This window comes from Vibrio astriarenae (genome assembly GCF_010587385.1).
Classification (GTDB): Bacteria; Pseudomonadota; Gammaproteobacteria; order Enterobacterales; family Vibrionaceae; genus Vibrio; species Vibrio astriarenae.
In genome coordinates, this window is sequence record NZ_CP047476.1 from 1,450,907 (window position 1) to 1,471,491 (window position 20,585).

At 44.5% G+C, this 20,585-nt stretch carries 13 protein-coding genes; 7 read left to right on the forward strand and 6 right to left on the reverse strand.

The genetic code is table 11. The annotated features are described in order from the left end of the window. Positions 1-239: 239 nt before the first annotated feature. The gene (locus tag GT360_RS20730; RefSeq protein WP_164650829.1) at positions 240-2,210 is read right to left on the reverse strand and encodes a replication initiator protein RctB domain-containing protein; all 1,971 of its coding nucleotides are present in this window, start codon (positions 2,208-2,210) and stop codon (positions 240-242) included. A 1,337-nt stretch (positions 2,211-3,547) separates the two neighbouring features. Between GT360_RS20730 and GT360_RS20735 the strand changes: the two genes are divergently transcribed. From GT360_RS20735 to GT360_RS20755, 5 genes are all read left to right on the forward strand, one after another. Beyond that, a complete protein-coding gene (locus GT360_RS20735) occupies positions 3,548-4,765 on the forward strand; it encodes a ParA family protein (protein ID WP_164650830.1) in 1,218 nt (405 codons plus the stop codon). A gap of 6 nt (positions 4,766-4,771) precedes the next feature. Continuing rightward, positions 4,772-5,740, forward strand: a complete 969-nt coding sequence (locus GT360_RS20740; protein WP_164650831.1) for a ParB/RepB/Spo0J family partition protein — start codon at positions 4,772-4,774, stop codon at positions 5,738-5,740. Between the two features lie 97 nt (positions 5,741-5,837). After that, positions 5,838-7,865 carry a tRNA(Met) cytidine acetyltransferase TmcA gene (locus GT360_RS20745; RefSeq protein ID WP_164650832.1) on the forward strand — a complete coding sequence of 676 codons (2,028 nt, stop codon included), beginning with the start codon at positions 5,838-5,840 and terminating at the stop codon, positions 7,863-7,865. Positions 7,866-8,135: 270 nt separating this feature from the next. Further along, positions 8,136-9,794 carry a DUF342 domain-containing protein gene (locus GT360_RS20750; protein ID WP_164650833.1) on the forward strand — a complete coding sequence of 553 codons (1,659 nt, stop codon included), beginning with the start codon at positions 8,136-8,138 and terminating at the stop codon, positions 9,792-9,794. Positions 9,795-10,380: 586 nt separating this feature from the next. Beyond that, a complete protein-coding gene (locus tag GT360_RS20755; RefSeq protein WP_164650834.1) occupies positions 10,381-11,805 on the forward strand; it encodes a M48 family metalloprotease in 1,425 nt (474 codons plus the stop codon). A 105-nt stretch (positions 11,806-11,910) separates the two neighbouring features. Here GT360_RS20755 and GT360_RS20760 read toward each other — a convergent pair whose 3' ends face one another. Next, on the reverse strand, positions 11,911-13,764 hold the full coding sequence (locus GT360_RS20760; RefSeq protein WP_164650835.1) for an ABC transporter ATP-binding protein: 1,854 nt from the start codon (positions 13,762-13,764) through the stop codon (positions 11,911-11,913). A 420-nt stretch (positions 13,765-14,184) separates the two neighbouring features. On the opposite strand from GT360_RS20760, the gene GT360_RS20765 reads away from it, so the two are divergent. Further along, complete coding sequence (locus GT360_RS20765) at positions 14,185-15,150, forward strand: arginine deiminase-related protein (RefSeq protein WP_164650836.1); 966 nt, start codon at positions 14,185-14,187, stop codon at positions 15,148-15,150. A 35-nt stretch (positions 15,151-15,185) separates the two neighbouring features. On the opposite strand, the gene GT360_RS20770 is transcribed toward GT360_RS20765, so the two are convergent. After that, the gene (locus tag GT360_RS20770; protein ID WP_164649680.1) at positions 15,186-15,368 is read right to left on the reverse strand and encodes a hypothetical protein; all 183 of its coding nucleotides are present in this window, start codon (positions 15,366-15,368) and stop codon (positions 15,186-15,188) included. 240 nt (positions 15,369-15,608) lie between these two features. Between GT360_RS20770 and GT360_RS20775 the strand changes: the two genes are divergently transcribed. Beyond that, on the forward strand, positions 15,609-15,884 hold the full coding sequence (locus GT360_RS20775) for a nitrogenase-stabilizing/protective protein NifW (protein ID WP_164650837.1): 276 nt from the start codon (positions 15,609-15,611) through the stop codon (positions 15,882-15,884). Between the two features lie 24 nt (positions 15,885-15,908). Here the strand turns inward: GT360_RS20775 and GT360_RS20780 are convergent, their stop codons facing one another. From GT360_RS20780 to GT360_RS20790, 3 genes are all read right to left on the reverse strand, one after another. After that, positions 15,909-16,802 (reverse strand): LysR family transcriptional regulator, encoded by an 894-nt coding sequence (locus GT360_RS20780; protein WP_164650838.1) that lies wholly within the window; start codon positions 16,800-16,802, stop codon positions 15,909-15,911. A gap of 145 nt (positions 16,803-16,947) precedes the next feature. Further along, positions 16,948-18,285: a sodium/glutamate symporter gene (locus GT360_RS20785; RefSeq protein WP_164650839.1), complete on the reverse strand. Its 1,338-nt coding sequence runs from the start codon at positions 18,283-18,285 to the stop codon at positions 16,948-16,950. 327 nt (positions 18,286-18,612) lie between these two features. Continuing rightward, entirely contained in the window at positions 18,613-20,382 is a 1,770-nt protein-coding gene (locus GT360_RS20790; protein ID WP_164650840.1) for a sensor domain-containing diguanylate cyclase, read from the reverse strand. Positions 20,383-20,585 lie beyond the last annotated feature (203 nt).

The following is a 20,585-nucleotide window of genomic DNA, read 5'->3' on the forward strand; positions in this document are numbered from 1 at the left end:
AGCCAATAGGCAAAAAAAAGCGAGTCCGTAAAGAACTCGCAAAATATTCAGAATGAATGTAACAATATGAGCCAATCTAATTCATCAGAAAGGACAAAAGGTTGTCTATTCGAGATTCATATTAGAGGTCAACTTAGCCACCTATGTCAGTGAAGTGTCAGAGAAATGCGCGAAAACTGTCTATTTCCCCATCAAGTGTAACCAAGCATTTCAACTCATTAGTGGTGTAACATTGACCACTAGGCAGACATCTCATCCAGAGCTCTAAAGACATTCTCATCCAGGTGCCCATCGAACACCTGCTTACAGACTTTACGTCTAACCGCTAAACCAGCGATCAGTCTTTCGATGGTAAGGTGCTTAACTTCAGATTGCTTGTTATAAAGTTCCACAATCTGGCTCAAAGTTTCGTAAGGAACGACCTCATCTTTGACTTTCAGCCAATCAAGCTTCTCTAACAGCGCGTCACACTCTTCTTTGATCGATGAAGGGGAGTGTCCGGTCATTGCAGATAAAGCGGTGATACTGCGTTCTAGAGCCTCTGAGGAGGTATATTTCGTGAGGGTGATGGTTATCTCATCCGCATTGATCTCAACTAAGTGCTTACGCTGCTTAACTCGACGACCTAATTTCCCCTTGTTCGCACCCGGCTTACGCTGAATCGGCTCAAACTCGCCATCAATCACACTCGATAACTCATCGAGCTGCTGTTTAGTGACCATCTCATTACGCAGCGGGTTTGGTAGTGTCGGGGCCATATTACGCTTTCCGGCGTTGGTTGTGCGAGCGCGACAGTAACGTAAGACTTCCTCAACATCGCATTTGATATCTACTTGATAGTCGATCACTTTGTCCTTCTCGGTGATCGTTTCGATCGTCAGATGGTAGCCCCAAAGATTAACAACAAACAGCTCGTCACTACCCTTGCCTTTCGACAGCTTTTTAAGCTCGCGGATCAAATCCATTGAGAACCGACGCCACTCTATATTGCGCGCTAACTTTTGGTTAAGCTGTGACAGCAGCATAGTGTCAGTATGACGACGCGACATGCGACTGCGGAAGTAAGAGTACAGCTGGAATACCAAGGTATGCTGTTTAAGCACCTCTGGTGGGAACAAGAAGAAATAGTCTCGCGTCATGAGCTCTTCATAAAACGAGGGCTCCCACACAAGAATATATAGGTTAGGCTTGATCCGGATTTCTCCATCCGCATTCTCTGTTGGGGCTTCTTCAGAAGCTGTAATGGTGCGGGCAAGAAAGCGGAAACGATCACTTTTGAAACCCTCAGGCATGTTCTCACTCAACCAGCGCCCAGTGAGTTCATGAAGTTGAAAATCCGTAAATTCAATACGATCAATACTGTCACGAATCGAGTCTCTTGCGGGCCCACTATCCTTTTTTCCGCGAAGTGACAAGATATCCGTGATGTAAAGTGGCGTTTTATTTGGCGCAGCAACACCATGAAGCTGGTAAGCCTCACGATGATGATCATGATACTGGACAGTAAGAGTAAATAACGCAAACAAAGTCATTAGATCGTCGACGGTCATGATGTTTTTAGACGATCGAGTCTCGATCACTGCACGTGTGCCTGAGATCGAGACCATGGACTTTTGATAGTTTTTACGAGTTCGTGGTGGGGCAAGAGCTTGATCAATGATCCCAGCCCAGTTCGTCGGAGACACCACAAATTGATCCGCCTCGTCCTTCATTGCTGGTGGGGTATTCAAGCCGTGCTCGGTTAAAAGACGTCGGTTAACTTGAGTTTGTGCTAGCGCTTTGGAGCGTTTCTGCTTTTCATTTTGCTTAGCACTTTCAGTGATTAGGCTTGTGCTTCCCAAAGCGGAGATCAGCAGGTTGGGATTAACAAATCGATGTAGCATGGTTTTCCCAGCCAAGCCTTCTTCAAACTTAACACGATGCTGGGTGAACAAACCAATACCAACGGCGGCACGTAACCTTTGTTGAATTGCTGCGCGAGTTAAAGCACCCTCTGTGGCATCAATCAATTCTGTTGTTGATACATAGCCATCTTTACTTCGCAGTCCTTGAAGTGCGATTAGATTAAGTAGTTCGACAATACTTTTCGTTACCCCTTTGAAATGAGGGTATTGTTCAATCCATTCGATAGAAGATTCTGATACTTGAAAGAGGTGGCCACCTTTGTGTGTACGTGGAAGTTTGATCAATATTTTATCGTCAGTGCTCATAGTATCAGACTATCTTTATCCGTAAGTTTGCCATAGTTCCGAAAGGATAAAGAAAAAGAGATCATAAATAAAGAAAAATCTTGTTGTTTTATAAAACTGATCTTTTTGTTTTTAATGATATATATTGATTAATATGATCTTATGATCTGGCATTTTTTCTTGCTGTAAGCAATTGAAAATAAAAGTAAAAAACCTTGGATACTTCGGAAGTATGATCAAGTAGATATCGAAAGCGTGATCATCTGAGTCTCGTAACAATGATCACGATGTTTTGTAAGCATGATCATGTTAATCCTCGAAAGATGATCAACGTCCGTTTGAAAGCATGATCATCACGGTTTAACAGGTTATCCACAGAAGAGAAGGGTACTCTCGTGGCAAGCCCATTTAATTTTGATGGATTATGTGCCATTTGACCATTTTCAGCCTTTTATTAGATGCATTTTACAGCGGAACGATGATCAAGTCGCATGATTTGATCTCAATATTGCGCTGTGTAGGCAGAGATTGGAGCTAACAGGCGTCGGCTCGTCACCAATGTGTTGGTGTTGAAAATGACGAAAGCATGATCAAGTAATGGTGCGTTTCATAGGATTATCAATGGTTGTCGTTCAATTTCACCGTTTTATTCATCTACAAGCAAGAAACCCTAGTGTTCATCAGCATTCATCCGTAATCTAGCCAAAAGTTTACATGCTTCCGATGACGTTATGTACTTGATCATCGATCCGAAAAAGATCATCTGTAATGGATCTCAAATGGATGGTATGTAGCATCAAATCAAGCAAGTTTTAATCGAAAGTTTTTCTTGATCATTGTTCCTAATCTCGGAGTTTTATGTGAAAGCATGATCAAGGAAATACCTTGATCATGTTTCCTAACTGTTATACAGCAACGAATTGGAAGCTCCCTTTCCCACTTATGCATAAAATTTATACAACACGTTTGGTAGCGAAACAGTTTTTTGTCGTTCTGCCTATGACCATAATTGACTTGAGTTATAACATGAGAGGTGAGCTATATCCTGATGTTTTCGTTGAAATGACATTGGCCGTAATATCTCATCAGGTTTGAATCGTTCCGATGAAAATATGGATTAAATGCCTTTACATTGTAAATAAGTGATACTGTAACGTTTTAAAAGTTTACTACTTTATCAGGTGTTATGAGCACAAATAAAAGTCATTTTTGACGGATATTTGACACTTGATCATAATTAAACGTAGTCGACATTAAATTAATGTGATTTCTACCACAATGATTTCGTACACCTTTTAATTGAAAATAATCTAATTCGCTGTACAATAGGAAGAGTATATTGTTACGGAAGCTTGGCGATGAAAAGAGAACAAACAATTGAGAACTTGTACGAACTAGCGGAACAGACGCAACAAGTTCAAGCGGATCGCATTGAAATTATCTTAGAAGAGCGTAATGACGATCATTTTCCTCCAATGTCAAAGGCATTAATGGAAACACGCTCTGGTCTTACTCGACGTAAATTAGATGAGGCGATCACAAAACTGGAAGCGGAAGGGCACCAGTTTACCAAAAACAATGCCAACCATTATTCTATCTCTTTGCAAGAAGCGCATATGCTTATGGATGCGGCAGGTGTACCTAAGTTTCATGAGCGTAAAAAAAACCAAGACAACAAGCCTTGGATTATTAACGTCCAAAACCAAAAAGGTGGTACGGGTAAATCCATGACGGCCGTTCATTTGGCTGCTTGTATGGCGCTAAACCTCGATAAACGTTACCGTATCTGTCTTATCGATTTGGATCCGCAAGGCTCATTACGCCTGTTCTTGAATCCTGAAATCAGTGTGGCAGAACACGATAACATCTATTCTGCCGTTGATATCATGTTGGATAACGTACCGGAAGAAACAGAAGTTGACTTAGATTTCTTACGCAAATCAGTGTTATTACCGACACAGTATCCAAACCTAAAGACGGTTTCAGCTTTCCCTGAAGATGCGATGTTTAATGCTGAAGCGTGGCAAAGCTTGTCGCAAAACCAGTCGCTCGATATCGTAAAACTACTTAAAGAGAAGTTGATTGATAAGATAGCTGACGACTTTGATGTGATCATGATTGATACAGGCCCTCACGTAGACCCATTAGTTTGGAATGCGATGTACGCGTCAAACGCACTATTAATTCCATGCGCCGCGAAGCGCTTGGACTGGGCATCAACAGTTAATTTCTTCCAGCACTTACCCACCGTTTACGAAATGTTCCCAGAAGATTGGAATGGTCTTGAGTTCGTGCGCTTGATGCCAACCATGTTTGAAGATGACAACAAAAAACAGGTATCAGTGCTCACAGAGATGAACTATCTGCTGGGTGACCAGGTGATGATGGCAACTATTCCTCGCAGCCGTGCATTCGAAACATGTGCAGATACTTACAGTACGGTATTTGACCTTACTACGGGCGATTTTGAAGGGGGCAAAAAGACCCTTGCAACCGCGCAAGATTCGGTTCAAAAGAGCGCATTAGAATTAGAACGTGTCCTACATGGTCACTGGTCTTCACTGAACAAAGGGTAATGAAACATGGCGATTAAAACCTCAGATCTCAACGCAAAGCTGTTCGGTAAAGCAAATAAACGCCGTGCAACTACGCCACAAGAAGCACAAGCTGCCGCTAAAGAGCAGGCTCAAGTGATTGAGCTTTCGGTTGCAGGAGAAGAGCTGATTTCCTTTGAGCTGATTCGTATTCCAGCGACAGAGGTAGAGGCTCAAACAGTGGTATTTTCTGAAAATGCACGTGAGCAATCTTTCTTAAACGAGCATGCGCTTTCGGATGTATTGACGACACTGCGTGAACGCGGGCAGCAATACCCTGCTGTAGGTCGTCGAAATGCACAAGGCCTGATTGAAGTTCTTGATGGCAGCCGTCGACGCATGTCGTGTATCTTGGCTGAAAAAGAGTTCCTTGTTTATGTTGCTGAAGGCATTAATGAGCAGCATGCTAAGTTTCTGTCAGACGTAGCAAACGCACACAAACCGCTCTCTTTGTATGAGAAAGGTAAAGAGATGCAAGCGAAGCTTGATAGTGGGGAAGCAGAAGACCAGAAAGCTTTGGCCAAAATCTTTCAATGCAGCGAGGCTTTAGTGAGTGGTGCACTGAAGGCGGCTGATTTACCACTAGAGCTGTTACAGGCGTATCCAAACGTTGCTGAGCTTGGTCGCCCGACCATTGTTAAACTGCATAAACAGTTCAATGAAATGGGCAGCGATCAGCAGAGTCAACTATTGGCAAAATGCCATTCTGATGGCCAACAAGTATGGCAGCGCAGCGAAGCGCAAGGGGTTGCTCGCCTAACAAAAGAGGTGTCAGAAACCATCGAAAACTGGATTTCTGAGCTAAATCCAACACAAAAACCGGCCACGAAGAAAGTCGATTTAGTGAAGGGTAAGGTATCCTACTCGCGCAAAGGCAATGCCGTTTCTTTGAACATGAAGAAAGTCGACGAAGAGACACTGAACGAAATTCTCGCATTCATCGAAAGTAAATTTTAGTTCAACGCTATTCATTCGTTATAAAGCCGCATTCGCGGCTTTTTTTGTGTTCGGCTTGAGGTAAACTTCAGTTAGGTTTACTCAAAGTCCCATAAACATGTCACAGTCTATCTCACAGATTCAGGCCATCATCTCACAGCTACAAGGCACTAATCATCGTCGCGGCTTTTATTTGCAAGCGGATTACGTCGGTGTTGATGCTTTTGTTCAATCTTGTATTGCACAGTACAACGACCCGAATGTTGCCTACTTAGGCGGTAAAGTTTCACAGAACGCACCGTGTATTCCGTATAAAAAAGGCGAGCAACTGCTTGGACAAGAGCTCGATGTTTTAGTGGTAGACATGGTGGATGGTTTTGATGCTAATAGTTTTACTGCAGCGCTAGGTGCCATTGTAGGGGGCGGTGTTCTCATCGTGAAACCTTGGAAACCCGATCCTAATAACTTTGCTGATGTTTGGTTAGAGCGCTGCCTTCATAAACTTGTTTTAGTCAGTCATTCTAATTTTGATAGTGAGTTTTGCGAGCACACGCCTCAGACCAAGGCTTTGCCTGCACCTTTCAACGAGCAGCAAAGCGCAGTGCAGGCAATTGTGAAGGTTAGTGAGGGGCACAGAAAGCGTCCGTTAGTTCTCACCGCAGATAGAGGGCGCGGAAAGAGTAGTGCGTTAGGTATTGCAGCAGCAGAACTGATGTCTAAACGCTGTATCAATATAGCGGTGACAGCGCCTTTGCAAAAGTCAGTACAACCCGTTTTCCAACATGCCGAAAGAGTTCTCGAAAGAGTTCTCGGTAGAGTTCTCAATGCAGCTTGTCATGCAAAGGGCGAACTGCATTTTGAAGCTTCGAGTTTGAAGTTTATTGCCCCTGATGAGTTACTTAGAACGCAAGAGTCATTTGATCTGGTTTTAGTTGATGAAGCTGCTGCGATTCCACTTCCATTGCTACAAACGATGGCCTCTAAGTTTCATCGAATCGTGTTTTCAAGCACAGTACATGGTTATGAAGGTTCTGGCCGAGGCTTCACGCTTAAGTTTCTTGCTTGGCTTCGAGAGTATCGCTCTGGCATGCGAGAGATACACCTAACTCAGCCCATCCGTTGGGCAAAGCAAGACCCGCTCGAGGCGTGGGTGTTTGATAGTTTCTTGTTGGATGCTGAGCTTGATCGTGTCGAGCTCGATAACCATCGACAAGATATGCGACTGGTTAAACACCATAAGTCGGATTTGATTGCTGACAGTCAGCGATTGAAAGAAGCCTTTGCTCTGCTCGTTAGTGCTCATTACCAGACATCACCCAATGACCTGTTTGGTCTGTTGTCTGATAGCAATACCCATCTCTATTCACTCGTTTCCGGAAAACAAATTGTAGGTTGTATGCTCACCGTCGAAGAGGGGAGGCTATCCGAAACTTTGATCAGCGATATCGCCCTCGGCAAGCGACGACCAAAAGGGCAGTTGGTCGTGTCATCACTCATTAATCACTTGGGCGTCTCAAATGCAGCGACGCATCGCAGCGAGCGAATTATGCGTATAGCGGTTCATCCAGATTGGCAGGGAAATGGTTTCGGAGGGGTAATGCTTGATAAATTGAGTAGGGTAACGGATGCGAGTTTCATCTCTACCAGTTTTGGCATGACGCCTGAGTTAGTCACATTTTGGCTGCAGAATGGCTTCACTCCCGTTAAGTTAGGTTCGCAGCGTGACTCATCAAGTGGCAGCTATTCTCTGATAATGGTCAAAGAGTTAGTGGGTTGTGAAGTCGTCACGAATAGTTTCGCTCGACATCTTCCACATTGGTTAATCGATAAAGGTGAGTTGTTATCTCCGCAATTGGTTCGAGTATTACTCCCTGGTACGTCAGATTCTCTGTCTACAACCGATCTCAATCTGCTCGAACGGTTTACGCTCGGCGGTTCAAATGTTGAGTCGACGTCGTTCCTGATTCACGATTTGATTTTTTCTCTTTCTCAAAGCCAACTCAAGTCTTGCTCTGACTTCCTGTTGTCGTTTGTTTTATGTCGAATGTCTGTCGAACAGTGTTGCAACCATTATGCGCTGACGGGCCGTAAGCAACTTGAAAATAGGCTTCGAGTTGATGTCGCTACGATATTAGAGTCTCTTTAGTTACCCCTCTATTTACAGTGTAAATGTTGCGTTTACACTGTAAACTCTCGATGAATTCAAATTCATGCTTATCCTTTCATTCCCACTTAATTCTTGAGTGGTCTCGTATATCGCTTTTACAGTGTAAATTTACGACTGACCGAACATCGTTCTATACTCCCTGTGTTTCTATCGCGTGACGTAGTGCTGACTTTTCAATTAGTGATATGTATATCAAATCAATAAATGATTAATATCTAAGTACTAATTATATGGACTATGCTCGGATGTATGTGGACAGAATATCTCAGTTGGACTAGTGATAAATCTCAAGTCGTGGCTAAACTCCCTGATGACTCTATGGGAGTGCCTGCTAGCTTCAGCCAGCAGGGGCTTGACGATGCCCTTAGTGGGATTAACGCAAACACGCTGTATGTTGACGAGACAGGCGTGCAAAGCTTCATAAATTTCGCTAAGGAAGACAAGAAAGAGGCCCGAGCTGGTATCACTGTTGCGCGCCGTATAGATGCAGCGTTGGAAGTCTCAATCACTCAAGATGCTCAGGTTGCGAGCTTGGTGTGTACAGGCGCTTTTGGTGGTGAGCCTTTAAACCCACAAAAGATGATAGAGGTGATTCAATCTGCCGGTATCAAAAAGGGCATCAACAAGATCGCACTTAAAAAGTTACTGTTAAAGAGCGCGCAACTAAAACCCGGAGAGGTAGTCACCCAACCCATTGCTCAAGGAAGGCTACCTATCAATGGTAAAGATGCCAAGTTTACTTCTTTACTCAACACAGCCAAAACAGAAAAAGCAGCAAACGATGCTCTTGGCAAAATTGATATGCATGACCGAGGAGCTACCTTAACCGTTGAAGTTGGCCAGCCTTTAATGAAGAGAGAGCCCGCAACACCTGGGAGGCCGGGTATAACTGTACTGGGTGAAATCATTCAACCAAAACCAGGCAAGAATACTGAGCTTAAAGCGAGTAAAGGCTCTCAACTTAGTAAAAGTCATCCAGACATACTGGTGGCTAGTCAGGCGGGCTTACCCTTGGTAAGAGAGTCTTCTGTCGAAGTTGATGATGTCATGAAGCTAGCAGCCATTGGTGTTGAGTCTGGGCACGTTGAGTTTAATGGCAGCGTGATCGTCTCAGGCAATATAGAGTCGGACATGCGAGTAAAGGTGACAGGCAACCTCATTGTTGGTGGCTTTGTTGAGTCGGCAATTATTGATGCTGGAGGCGATGTCACCATTGGCAAAGGAATCATTGGACACAACGTATCAGAGGGTGAGGCGAAAAGTTGTAGTATCACCAGTGGTGGTTCAATTCATGCTCACTACGTACAGTTCAGCGATGTCACAGCCAAGCAAGATATCAGGTTACAGATTCATTGTTTGAACAGCGATATTGTTACAGGCAACGATTTGGTTGTGGTTGATAGAACTGAGCGCCAGGGTACCGTTGGGGGCGGTGCTCTTGATATTGGGAACAAACTTGTGTGCGTTAATTTGGGTGTAGAGGGCAACACACCCACTCTAGTGAAAGCATTCAATAATTACCATCAGCAAAAAGAGCGAACCGAGTCGCTTAAAGAGGAATACAAACGCGCGCAAGAAAAAACAATGGAGGTTATTCGCAAAGAGATGGCTTTCAAGAAGATACCTAAAGCTGAGCGCACAGAAGATGAAAGTAAGGCACTTGAGCAGTTCAAGCTTGAAGTGGATAACAACTTAGTGGCAACGAAAAATGCGCTGGAGCTACACGTTTTGGAGTTTGAAGATAAGCTTGAAAATAATACCGTAGAAGTGAAATCTAAAGTTTATCCTTACGTCACAATACAGTTTGGTGATGAAAGAGTGACAACGTCGAAAGAGCATGGAGCGAGCATTTTCAGTTTTGACCAGTACCAGATAAAGCGTCGCTCTTTGTTTAGCGATGAAATTTGATGGATGACCTTGGTCTAAACTAAAAAACGCCCTAATGGGCGTTTTTTGTTGCGTAAAGAAAATTAATTCTTATTGTTGCTGACGCCTTTAGCGCAGTCTTTCCAGTATTGAATACGAATGCGATGTAGCTGAGCACGTCTCATTTTCTTCATTGCTTCCTCCTGAAACGGGTGATGCCCATACTTTCTATTGAGCATCGAATTTATTTACACTTCGAATTTAATCGTAATTACAGGGATTGTCCGCGATTTAGCTCACGGTTTTGTCATGCATGCTTCGTTTACTTGGCTAAAGCACACACTCTACACCTTCATTAGCTATCTATAATTGCTCGCCATTTTGACGCTTATGTGACAGATTAGAGAAACCTATATTAAGCCGCGCGACCCGCGCCAATATCAGCGGTAACTCAGAGACTTGTTAATGAGTGACTGACTTCTCTATATAGACTAACGATATTGTGATTAGTTCCTGCTCGGGCAGTAATCGACTGATGTCGCTGGTTGTATGTGTGGCTTAGGGGCGTTGTTGTATTCTTATGATAAGAATCAGGGAACGTGTATTGATGATATTCGTTGGAAATAGAATGAACACAAAAACCGTTGTTGCTATTGCTTTTTCAGGCTCGCTTGTAGGGTGCAGTGTCAGCCTTGAATATGACAAGTCGATTGGAGAGCAAAACTCTCAAGTCGTTGCTGCGCAAATGGGCCTTTATCAAAAACACCAGCTAGATTCGTATGTCGATAACGTAGGGCAGAAGCTTGTCGCTCATTTAGACGAACCAGAATTTACGTTTTCATTTCATATCGTTGATGATACCACCCCCAATGCTTTTGCTCTGCCCGGAGGTTATATCTACATCTCTCGTGGCTTACTCGCACTGATGAACAATGAGGATGAGCTGGCATGTGTCTTGGCCCACGAAATCATCCATGTTACTGAGCGTCATTCAGTACAACAGATGAAGCGCAGCATCCTGCCAAGTTTGAGCCAAGTACCAGGCAATATCGTGGGCAGTGTGATTAGCGAGGACCTTGGCGCTCTGATCAACGCTCCAATCGCGATCAGTAGCGGCTTGTTTATGGCAAGTTACAGTCGCGGACACGAAACGCAATCTGACGAGCTTGGCGTAAAACTGGCGGTCAAAGCAGGCTATAACCCGTATTCGATGGGGCTAATATTAACTCGTCTCAACACGGCAGTTGAATTTACAACTCAGCAAGAAACACAAAAAAGTTATTTTGATAGCCACCCATACACGCCAGAACGTGTGGAGCATGTCAATCTGTGGGCTGCTCAATTTACGAATCAATACGCACCTGCTACTGACGATAGATTTGTTAGGCGTCTTAATGGATTGCTCATTGGCAACAATCCAGATAAAGGTGTATTTGTCGGAGATGATTTCTTGCATCCTCTGCTTGGTTTTAGCATGCAATTTCCTAGCGAGTGGCAGAAGGTCAATCTGCCAAATGTGGTAGCAGCAGGGAATGAGTCCCAGACAGGAATGATTGCTTTAACGCGTGTGAGTGCAGATTACAATGCCGAACAGATGTCTCAACAGTTTTCGAGCTATATGCAGCAGCACTTTGATTACAAGGTCGATATCTCACAGTATGAGAATGAGTGGGGAAGTGACACATATCATGCGCAGATACGAGACAGTAAAGGTGGGAAGCCTGTTTATTTAGATCAGTATTGGCTCGATGTTGAAGATGCGACTTATCAGCTTATGAGCGTGACATCAGCGGATACGGTTGTTCTTGCTAGCGAGAGCGCTTTCAGCTTCAAACCCATTTCTCAGCAGCAGCGCGATGCTATTTACCAGCGAGAGCTGAAAGTGGTGACCGTACAAAAAGGCGAGGATGTGGCCAAATTGCTTGAGCGTTCAAATTCCCCCATGAGAAACCGAGGCGTGGAAATATTAAACGGGCTGGAATCCGCTAATGATCTTTCAGAAGGGGATGCGCTTAAAGTGATCGTTAAAGCGCCGTATACTTCAAACCAATAATGCTTATTTACACTGTAAAAAGGGCCCTTGCTATGATTAAACTTCGAGAAGTTTTAACCTAGCAAAGGCCCTTTAACTTTTAGTCACTCATTGCATTGATTTGAATTAGTCGTTACTTTTTTCCAGTTCCTCATCGGTACCAATGAAGCCACCTGTTTGGTGAGCCCAGAGGTGCGCATAAATACCGCCATGCGCGAGCAGCTCCTGATGCGAACCCTGCTCAACAATCTCTCCTTTGTCGAGAACAATCAAACGATCCATAGCTGCAATTGTTGAGAGACGGTGAGCAATAGCAATCACGGTTTTTCCAATCATCAGCTCATCAAGACTCTCTTGAATTGCCGCTTCGACTTCAGAGTCGAGTGCCGATGTCGCTTCATCAAGCACCAAAATTGGGGCGTTTTTTAAAAGCACACGCGAGATCGCGATACGCTGACGCTGACCACCAGACAATTTTACCCCCCGTTCACCGACTTGTGCATCGTAGCCTACGTTGCCGAATGGGTCTGTCAGGGTTTGAATAAATTCATCGGCATGCGCTTGTGTCGTTGCTTTGAGAAGATCCTCTTCGGTAGCATTTGGGTTGCTGTATAGAATGTTGTCTCTGATTGAGCGATGCAAAAGAGAGGTATCCTGCGTCACCATACCGATGTTTGCTCGCAATGAATCCTGTGTTACGTCAGAGATGACTTGGCCATCGATCTTGATTTGACCAGCCTCGACATCGTGGAAGCGTAGTAATAGATTAACCAGCGTAGACTTGCCCGCACCAGAGCGTCCCACCAGCCCGACTTTTTCTCCTGGCTTGATATTCAGATTAAGGTGATTAATGACGCCCTTATTCTCACCATAATGAAAGCTGACGTTCTCAAAGTTTATCGCTCCTTTTTCCACGTTAAGTGGCAGTGCCTTTGGCGTGTCTTGAATTGAGATCGGCTTAGACAAGGTTTTCATGCCATCCACTACTGTGCCCATATTTTCAAACAGTGAGCTTACCTCCCACATGATCCACTTGGACATGCCGTTAATTCGAAGCGCAAGAGCGATTGCGATCGCGATAGAACCCACACTGATCGCATTATGCGTCCACAGGTAAATGGAGATGGCACCAATGGAGAAGACCAGTAGATAGTTGGTAATTTCCACCAGCACATCGAACTGAGTTACCAAGCGCATTTGACGATAGACGGTTTTTAGAAAACCTTGCATGCCGTGTTTGGCGTATTCAGTTTCTCGATCTGTGTGTGAGAAAAGCTTTACTGTGGCAATGTTAGTGTAGCTATCCACGATTCGCCCAGTCATCGTAGAGCGTGCATCAGCTTGATCAGAGGCAACTCGCTTCAGTTTCGGCACATAGTAGAGCTGAATTGAAATATAGGATGCGAGCCACAGCAGCATCGGGATCATCAGTCTAATGTCAGCCTGCGCGAGAAGCACTACAATCGAGGTGAAATAGACGCTGACATAAACAAAAACGTCCATGGTCTTCATCACCGTTTCTCTAACTGCAAGGGAGGTTTGCATCACCTTGGTCGCGACTCGACCCGCAAAATCATCTTGGTAGAAGGTGACGCTTTGCTTGAGTAAGTAGCGGTGTGCCAACCAACGGATCGACATTGGGTAGTTACCCAGTAGAGTTTGGTGTACTAACAACGAGTAAATGATCATCAAGATGGGCATCACAATGAGTAGCAAAAATGCATAGCCCAATAGCTGACTCTGATTGTCCTGCCAAAAAGTCGCAGGGTCGCTGTTTGATAGCCAATCGACCAAGTTACCCATTGCACCAAACAGAGAAACTTCAACCACAGCCACGATCAGGGACATCAGAGACATTACTAATAGCGGAATTTCAAAACCACGCGTGTAATGACGACAAAAGGCAAAAATGCCGCTCGGTGGCGGCTGTGGAGACTTATCAGGAAAGGGCTTGGTAAACCCTTCAAATCTATTAAACATAATTATTCCTGGCTTAAAGAGCGCGAACTAGAGATTCCCAAAGGAAGAGAAAGCACGATAAGGTGATTCGATGGTGATTGATCGTCCCTTTGGTTCATAGAGCAGTCATACTCAAAGAACACTTAATGAGTTGACATCACTAAGGTTATTTAAGTGTAAACAGTTGTATCCATCATATACCGATTACAGATTGAACCCCAACTTTCTAATCGAGATTCAAAGTAGATAGGCGTCATGACTGATGTTGTCATAGTCGGGCTTTTCTAAAAATGTTTACTGTATTTTCATTATATTGAAGGAAAAATGACTGTGTACGACGCTAATCTGAGATTAAAACAGAAACTTTATTCGTAACATGCTGATTACAATTGGCGAATAAAAAGGAAAAGCGACAAAAGTCGTTACTTAGTGAGATGGATTATGCAACTAAACCCGCGAGTTAAATCGACGATATTGTCACAGCAAAATGCTAACTGTGTCGTGATGGTGCCACCTAAAGAGTTTCAGTTTAATCAAGAAACGGCTGCTGATAATGAATTTCAAACATCCTTACAGCTAACACCTGCAGAACTCACACAACGAGTCATGGACGAGTTCAACACCATGGTTGAGGGGCTGCGTAGCCAAGGAATCGATGTGATTGAGTTCGATTACCATCCAGGAGCGAGCAAAACCCCTGACGCAGTTTTTCCCAACAATTGGTTCAATACACAACCCGGTGGCACGCTCACAACATTTCCTATGGCCTGTTGCAATCGACAGGCAGAAGTCCGTGTTGACGCCTTAAGCGACCTGCTTGCAAAATCGAACCGACCCGTCAGAAACACTCAAGATTTCACCCAATGGTTAGAAAAGGGTAAGTATCTAGAAAGTACTGGCGTGATGGTGATGGATCATATCGGAAAGCGCATCTATGCAGCCTTATCTTTAAGGTGTGACAGAGCCGTACTAGATGCATACGCAACGACGATTGGATACGAGGTAGTGGCATTTGCCACTAAGTTAAGTTCCGGAGCATCGGTTTACCACACTAATGTCATGATGTCTGTAGGGGAGGGGTTTGCTGTTATTTGTGATGAGGTTATTCCTGAGTTTGAACGTCGCTTAGTGCAGAAAACATTGGCGAAAACCAAACAAGTAATTTCGATTACCGAGGCACAAATGGGGCAGTTTTGTGGCAACATTTTACAGCTTGAGAGTCAGCAAGGGGACAAGTTTATTGCTATGTCACAAAGTGCGTTTGATGCCTTGACGCCTGTTCAAAAATCCCAGCTAAAAGCCCATGGAAAGTTGTTACCTTTTGATGTCACTACCATTGAAACCATTGGCGGGGGCAGTGTCCGATGTATGCTCGCGGAAGTGTTTCTTCCATACAGTCCGGATTAGGTGAGAGCCAACCTGCAGGTTGGCTCGGAAAATAGTTATCTATCTTTGTATGGCGACCCATCTTGGCGCAGACAGTCAGTTATCGGCATTGTTCCGACGTATTCTCCTGACACATAACAAGGTGCAGGTGGTGGCGTTCGAGATGTGCTACCGGACATCGAAGAGGCGAAGGAGAGCGTCGAAACAGCAAAAAGTAGAGTTGTGATCAGAATTTTCATTTTTATTGTCCTTTTGTTTTGAAGCAAGGCTTCATATAAATTAGGGGTATTTGTGATTTATGTCACATTGGTAGGTATATGTGAGGTTGGAAAAGAGTCAAACCGCTTCAAACAAATCGATGAAAAAGACGGTGCGAAAGTATCAATAATGAGTCAAATTATGTAACCGTTACATAATCGACACCAAAATAGGGTGATTTAGGGTAAGATCGGCACACGTTAACTAACGAGTAAGATGCGATGAGCTTTAGCGAACTTCAAAATAAACTGGCTTCAATTCCCAACATCGAAGCCTTGTTTGAGTATTTTGAGGTAGACGTTAACCGTCAGTTTCTCGTTCAACATCAAATCGAAATTATCAAACGCTTTAACGGTTATCTGCTACTGCAAAAACCGCAAGATTGGTTTGAGGCAAGAAGAGCATTACGTGGCGCGTTCTGCAAAATTCATCGTGGTCAGCTTGATACACACACACGTTCGGCATGTCGTGGCTGTACTTCCTGCCTTCGTCGTTAGCAATTTACAATGTAAACGTTGCAATTACTCCGACACAAACTGCTCAATGATGTAGTCTCTCACCAAACGTTTTCGAGCTGGCAGCTGTCTTTGAGCTTTATGAACCAGTGACAGTGGCAGCTTGACGGGCTTGCTTGGCTGATAAACCACGAGATCCTCTCTAAACTCACTGCTTTCAATGGCTGCTTGCGCCAAAATCGTAAAACCTAGTCCTTTTGACACTGGTAATAGAATTTGATGGATTTGGTTCATATAACCAGAGCGATAGAACGCATCGGCATTGAGCTGTTCTAACTCTGATTCACCGCATTGAGAGAAATACAGGTTCAGATAGCGCTCGGCATCGGGGTGGGCAATCAAACCAACTCGGTTGAGATCATCGAAGCTTAAGCCGCTCATTGCGAGAGACTTGGGCAAGATGAGGCACAACTCTTCATCACCAAGCGGCGCTATCGTATACAACTCAGGGTGATCAATCGTGGTCACGATACCAAAATCTAATCGCCCTTCGTGCACGCCAGAAAGAATGCTTGTGTTTGGTGCTGCCTCCACGGGAAGTTGCAGCTGCGGATGGCGGCTTTGTAGATCGAGCAACTTAGGGTAAAGATACAAAGCAATAGCGCCGGAGCAGGCGAGTTTACATTCACCAATATGTGGTGAGTCGAGTTGCATCGCTTCTGCAAGATCGCTTTCTTGTTGCTCAATTTGGCAGGCATACTGATACATCAAACGACCTTGTTCAGTCAGATCGAAGCGCTTTTGATATCGGGTGAGAAGCGGATGACCACAGGCTTGCTCAAGTTTACTGACATGTTGGCTAACCCCGGGTTGGGTCATAAAAAGTTTTTCTGCCGTTTGAGTGAAGTGGCCGACTTCAACCAGCGTTTTGAAGGTACTAAGCCAAGTACGATTAAGCATGTGGGTTTTCGTTTAATTTATTAGTGACTTATGTAATGACGTAAGTATATACCGAAGTCTCATGAAGGTGCAGGTTCATGAAAAAAGGAAGGATGAGTAGACGATACAAAGTAGTGAGGGAGGCTTAGTGCCTCCCTCATGAGTATTATTGTGTTGCAGTTTTTGATGTGCGATTAAACACAAAACGCCAAATAAAGAGCACGAGTGCGATATAGGTGAGTCCAACACCTAAAGCCTGCCACTGCATGCCATGATACATAGCGAAAGGCATCAGTGAGATGATAAAGATATCTGTGATTGAGCCAGGAACATAAGCAATGGCATAGTCATCGAGCACTTTACTGCGCATATTCGGGTCGACAATACGCAGCAGTGCGATCCCCATAGCAACAGTGCCCGTCAGCCAACCCCAAGAGAAGATGCCTTTTTCAAACCAGTTCTCTCCGAGGATACGTGGAGCAACCCAGAGCACCAACCATAATGTGAATAGCACGCCACCCAACGCCAGTACAATCATAGGTGCCAGGTAGTTGGCGAGAACCGTGATCTTGATTGACGAAATACCAAAGACAATCAAGTAGTCGGTACTCATGCCTGAAGCATGGTTAAACGCACCATCACACAGATACTTCGAAGCTTTGGTTTGCTGAGCAATAATACGAATCAGCATACCGCCAAGAAAACCAGTGACAAAGGTTGGGATTTGAACCTTATCGTGGAACGAAGAAAGGTAGTCCGCAGAGACATACGAGAAAGCGGTTACGATGACCACTAGAGCAGCATGAATCGCAAAGGCATCCACCGATAGCGACGACATCGTATCTTTCATAACAGGTTGCTGTTCTGAAGGCTTAACTAAACCTTTTCGCTCGTAGTCGTCCATATTATTGAAACTGGTGAAGCTCTTTATCCAACCCAGCTTTAAGGCGACTTGCAGGATAAGCATGCCAATTCCGATAGAGAGAAAAATGCCGACTGTGGCGAAGGTTAAGCTGATTGAGAACGCATCTTCCCAGCCTAGTGAGCCAAAGATATCACCGACAACCGCTGAGGTGCCATGACCGCCCATAAAGCCCGCCGACATAGTGACGCCCAATCCTGCGTTTATTTCTGGCCAAAATAGAGAAGTGACTAACCAGCCAAGCATAGCGGCAAAGAGCCATTGAGACACAGAGGCTATCTGGTTGAATGCCCAAAGCGAGCCAGCGCGCTGCGCAACGGTTTTTGGTGATGGGACATCCGTTGCTAGGCCAAGTGCAGAGAAAAGTGCGGCAGTCAAAAGACCTGCATTGGCTGTAAACGTATCGGTCCATGGAAGCACATCAAACCCAGCAGGGCCAAATGCGAGCCCCATCAACCCAGCCAACACGGCTGAGGGGATGTAGATCTTTTGTAGTAATGTAATGTGGACGCGTAGCAGCTTGGCGACTACGAGTAGAGCGCCGGCGATGGCTAAGTCAGATAGCATTAAACCCTGAGGCATAGTGTCTCCTGATGTTTAGCTCACTCAATTGATGAATGAGATGTGAATATCCTTAGGTAAAAAAGGTACCATCCTTGGAACCAGGCAAGCCGACACTTTAATTGAGAGAATCGCGTTACGATTTGTATATCGCTGTAAATTTTGGATACATTTAATAAGTTCGCTTAAATATAGCTATTTTTGGGTTATCGTTGGCTAAATGTCGTTAACTATCGATAACTTTAAAGTGTTGCTTGCTTAGGTAATTGTGAAAAAAGCGGCAATTGTACAGATTTACGCCGCTTGGGGCAAATTGGAGGGACGAGCCACCAAAGTGGCTCATATGCGTCACTTGAAGGTATTGAGGACGACCTGGTTACGGCCAAGCCCTTTTGCTTGATAGAGGGCTTTATCAGCACGGCCGATGGTGATGTGTTGGCTATCTCGAATCTGTGTGATACCAATACTGACGGTATAGGGTACGCTTTGCTCTTTAATTAGCAAAGGAGACTGCTCAATCCGTTGCCTTAGCAGTTCACATTGGTCGTAGGCATCGTGTTCGTTGTTTGCAGTGAATAAGATACAAAACTCTTCTCCACCGTAACGAGCAAGACTAATTGTGCCTGGCTTTGGAAAACAGCGCTCCATAAGCTGCGCGGTTTGGATGATGACTTTATCGCCACATTGATGTCCATGAACATCGTTAATGTGCTTGAAGTGATCAATATCTAACAGGGCAAAGTAGGCGTGAGGCAGAGTCAGGTGCTCGTTGATCTTCTCTCTGATTGTCAGTTTATTATCAAGCTGCGTCATCACATCCTTACTCTTGAGCTTCTGCTCAAGGAATAGATTGCACAAAGAGACCTCACAATAGCGTTGAATCGTACACAGCAGCGTGTAAGGAAGAGGAAGTGTAGTTTGCAAATAGATAACGCCAAGCAAAGACTCTGACCCGGAGAGTGGAATGACATAATGCCTGCGTGTGAGTTTCTGAGCGCGAGCCACTTTGTCAGCCGAACTGGGTGTTAAAAAACGGATTGGTCGGCGCCGTAATTTTGCTGCTAATCCTTTATCCTGGATAACGTTGAGCAAATTTCCGTGATAATCCAAACTCTGAAACTGGTGATGGTGGCTATCGTAGATGCAAAACGCCAGCCCTTGGTGATAAACAAATCGATCAAACAGAGACTTCAGTGCTTGCTTGAATCCATTGAGATCGCGCTGGGTAGAGAGCATTTTCAGCTCTTGGTTGAGTTGGCTCAATAAATAGCTTCTGGCAGTACCAGAGAGGACTAATACCAGCAATACAATTCCGGCTAAGGTAAATTGATAGGATGCCGCCAAGATCTCTTGTCGATCCGTCCCTGAGACATATACCCAGCCCGTTTGTTCATTGAGGTCAAACTCGGTTACTTTGAATTGGCTTTTGTAGTAATACTCATGTTGGCCAGCGCTTTCGCCTTTTGCAACTCGGTCAGCGACTCCCGATTGATAACTGACAGAGCGTGTCCCAATTCGTGTGGAGTCGGGGTGAATCACCACTAACCCCGACTTTTCTTCCACGATAAACAGATAGCCATTACTCAGTGTTTTAAGTGATTCTAAGCGAGATGCAGTAAACTGTAGATCAAACTGCACCCAAATATCAGAGTCCTTATGTTGATCATTCTGATATTTGAGAGCAAAAGCCCAGCGACCCGCGTGTGTTTGATAGATAGAGGAGAGCCAAAACGGTTGAGTGAGCTGATTGACGGCTAACCAACTTAAATCCGCATTAGGCATAGGATGGTGTTTTCTATCGTTGATCGAGAGATAACCAGAGCCATCACGAGCAACCAGCATAATATCGGTATAGGCAATATGCTTATCTAAAATGGCTTGGCCAAGTTCGTAGATCGCTTGCTGACCTTGCACGTTGGCAAGCATGTAGAGTTTGCTTATTGCCGAATTGAGTTGCGAATCAACAATCTCTTCGGCTATTTGCAGGTTGCGTTTTGATTCTTGATACGCTTGCCGTTCAGTTAACTGAATTTGTTGATAAGCGGAATAAAATAGCCCACCACTGAGCAGAAGAATTGCAGGTGGTAAGAAACGAATAAGTAATTTTGGTAAAGCCATTCCTTGCTCTAACTGACGTTTTCGCTCTGTTACAAAATATCCTGAGGGTACAGTCACCCTCGAACACCCAATGAGTCTCAACTTTGTTACAGGCTTTTAGGTTTTATAGTAATCAGAATGTTAGCTGGATCACACTTTATGCGCAACCCAAAATAAGGCGATGGTTTTGTTATCAATAGGTAAATGGCACAGGATAGGGTAAA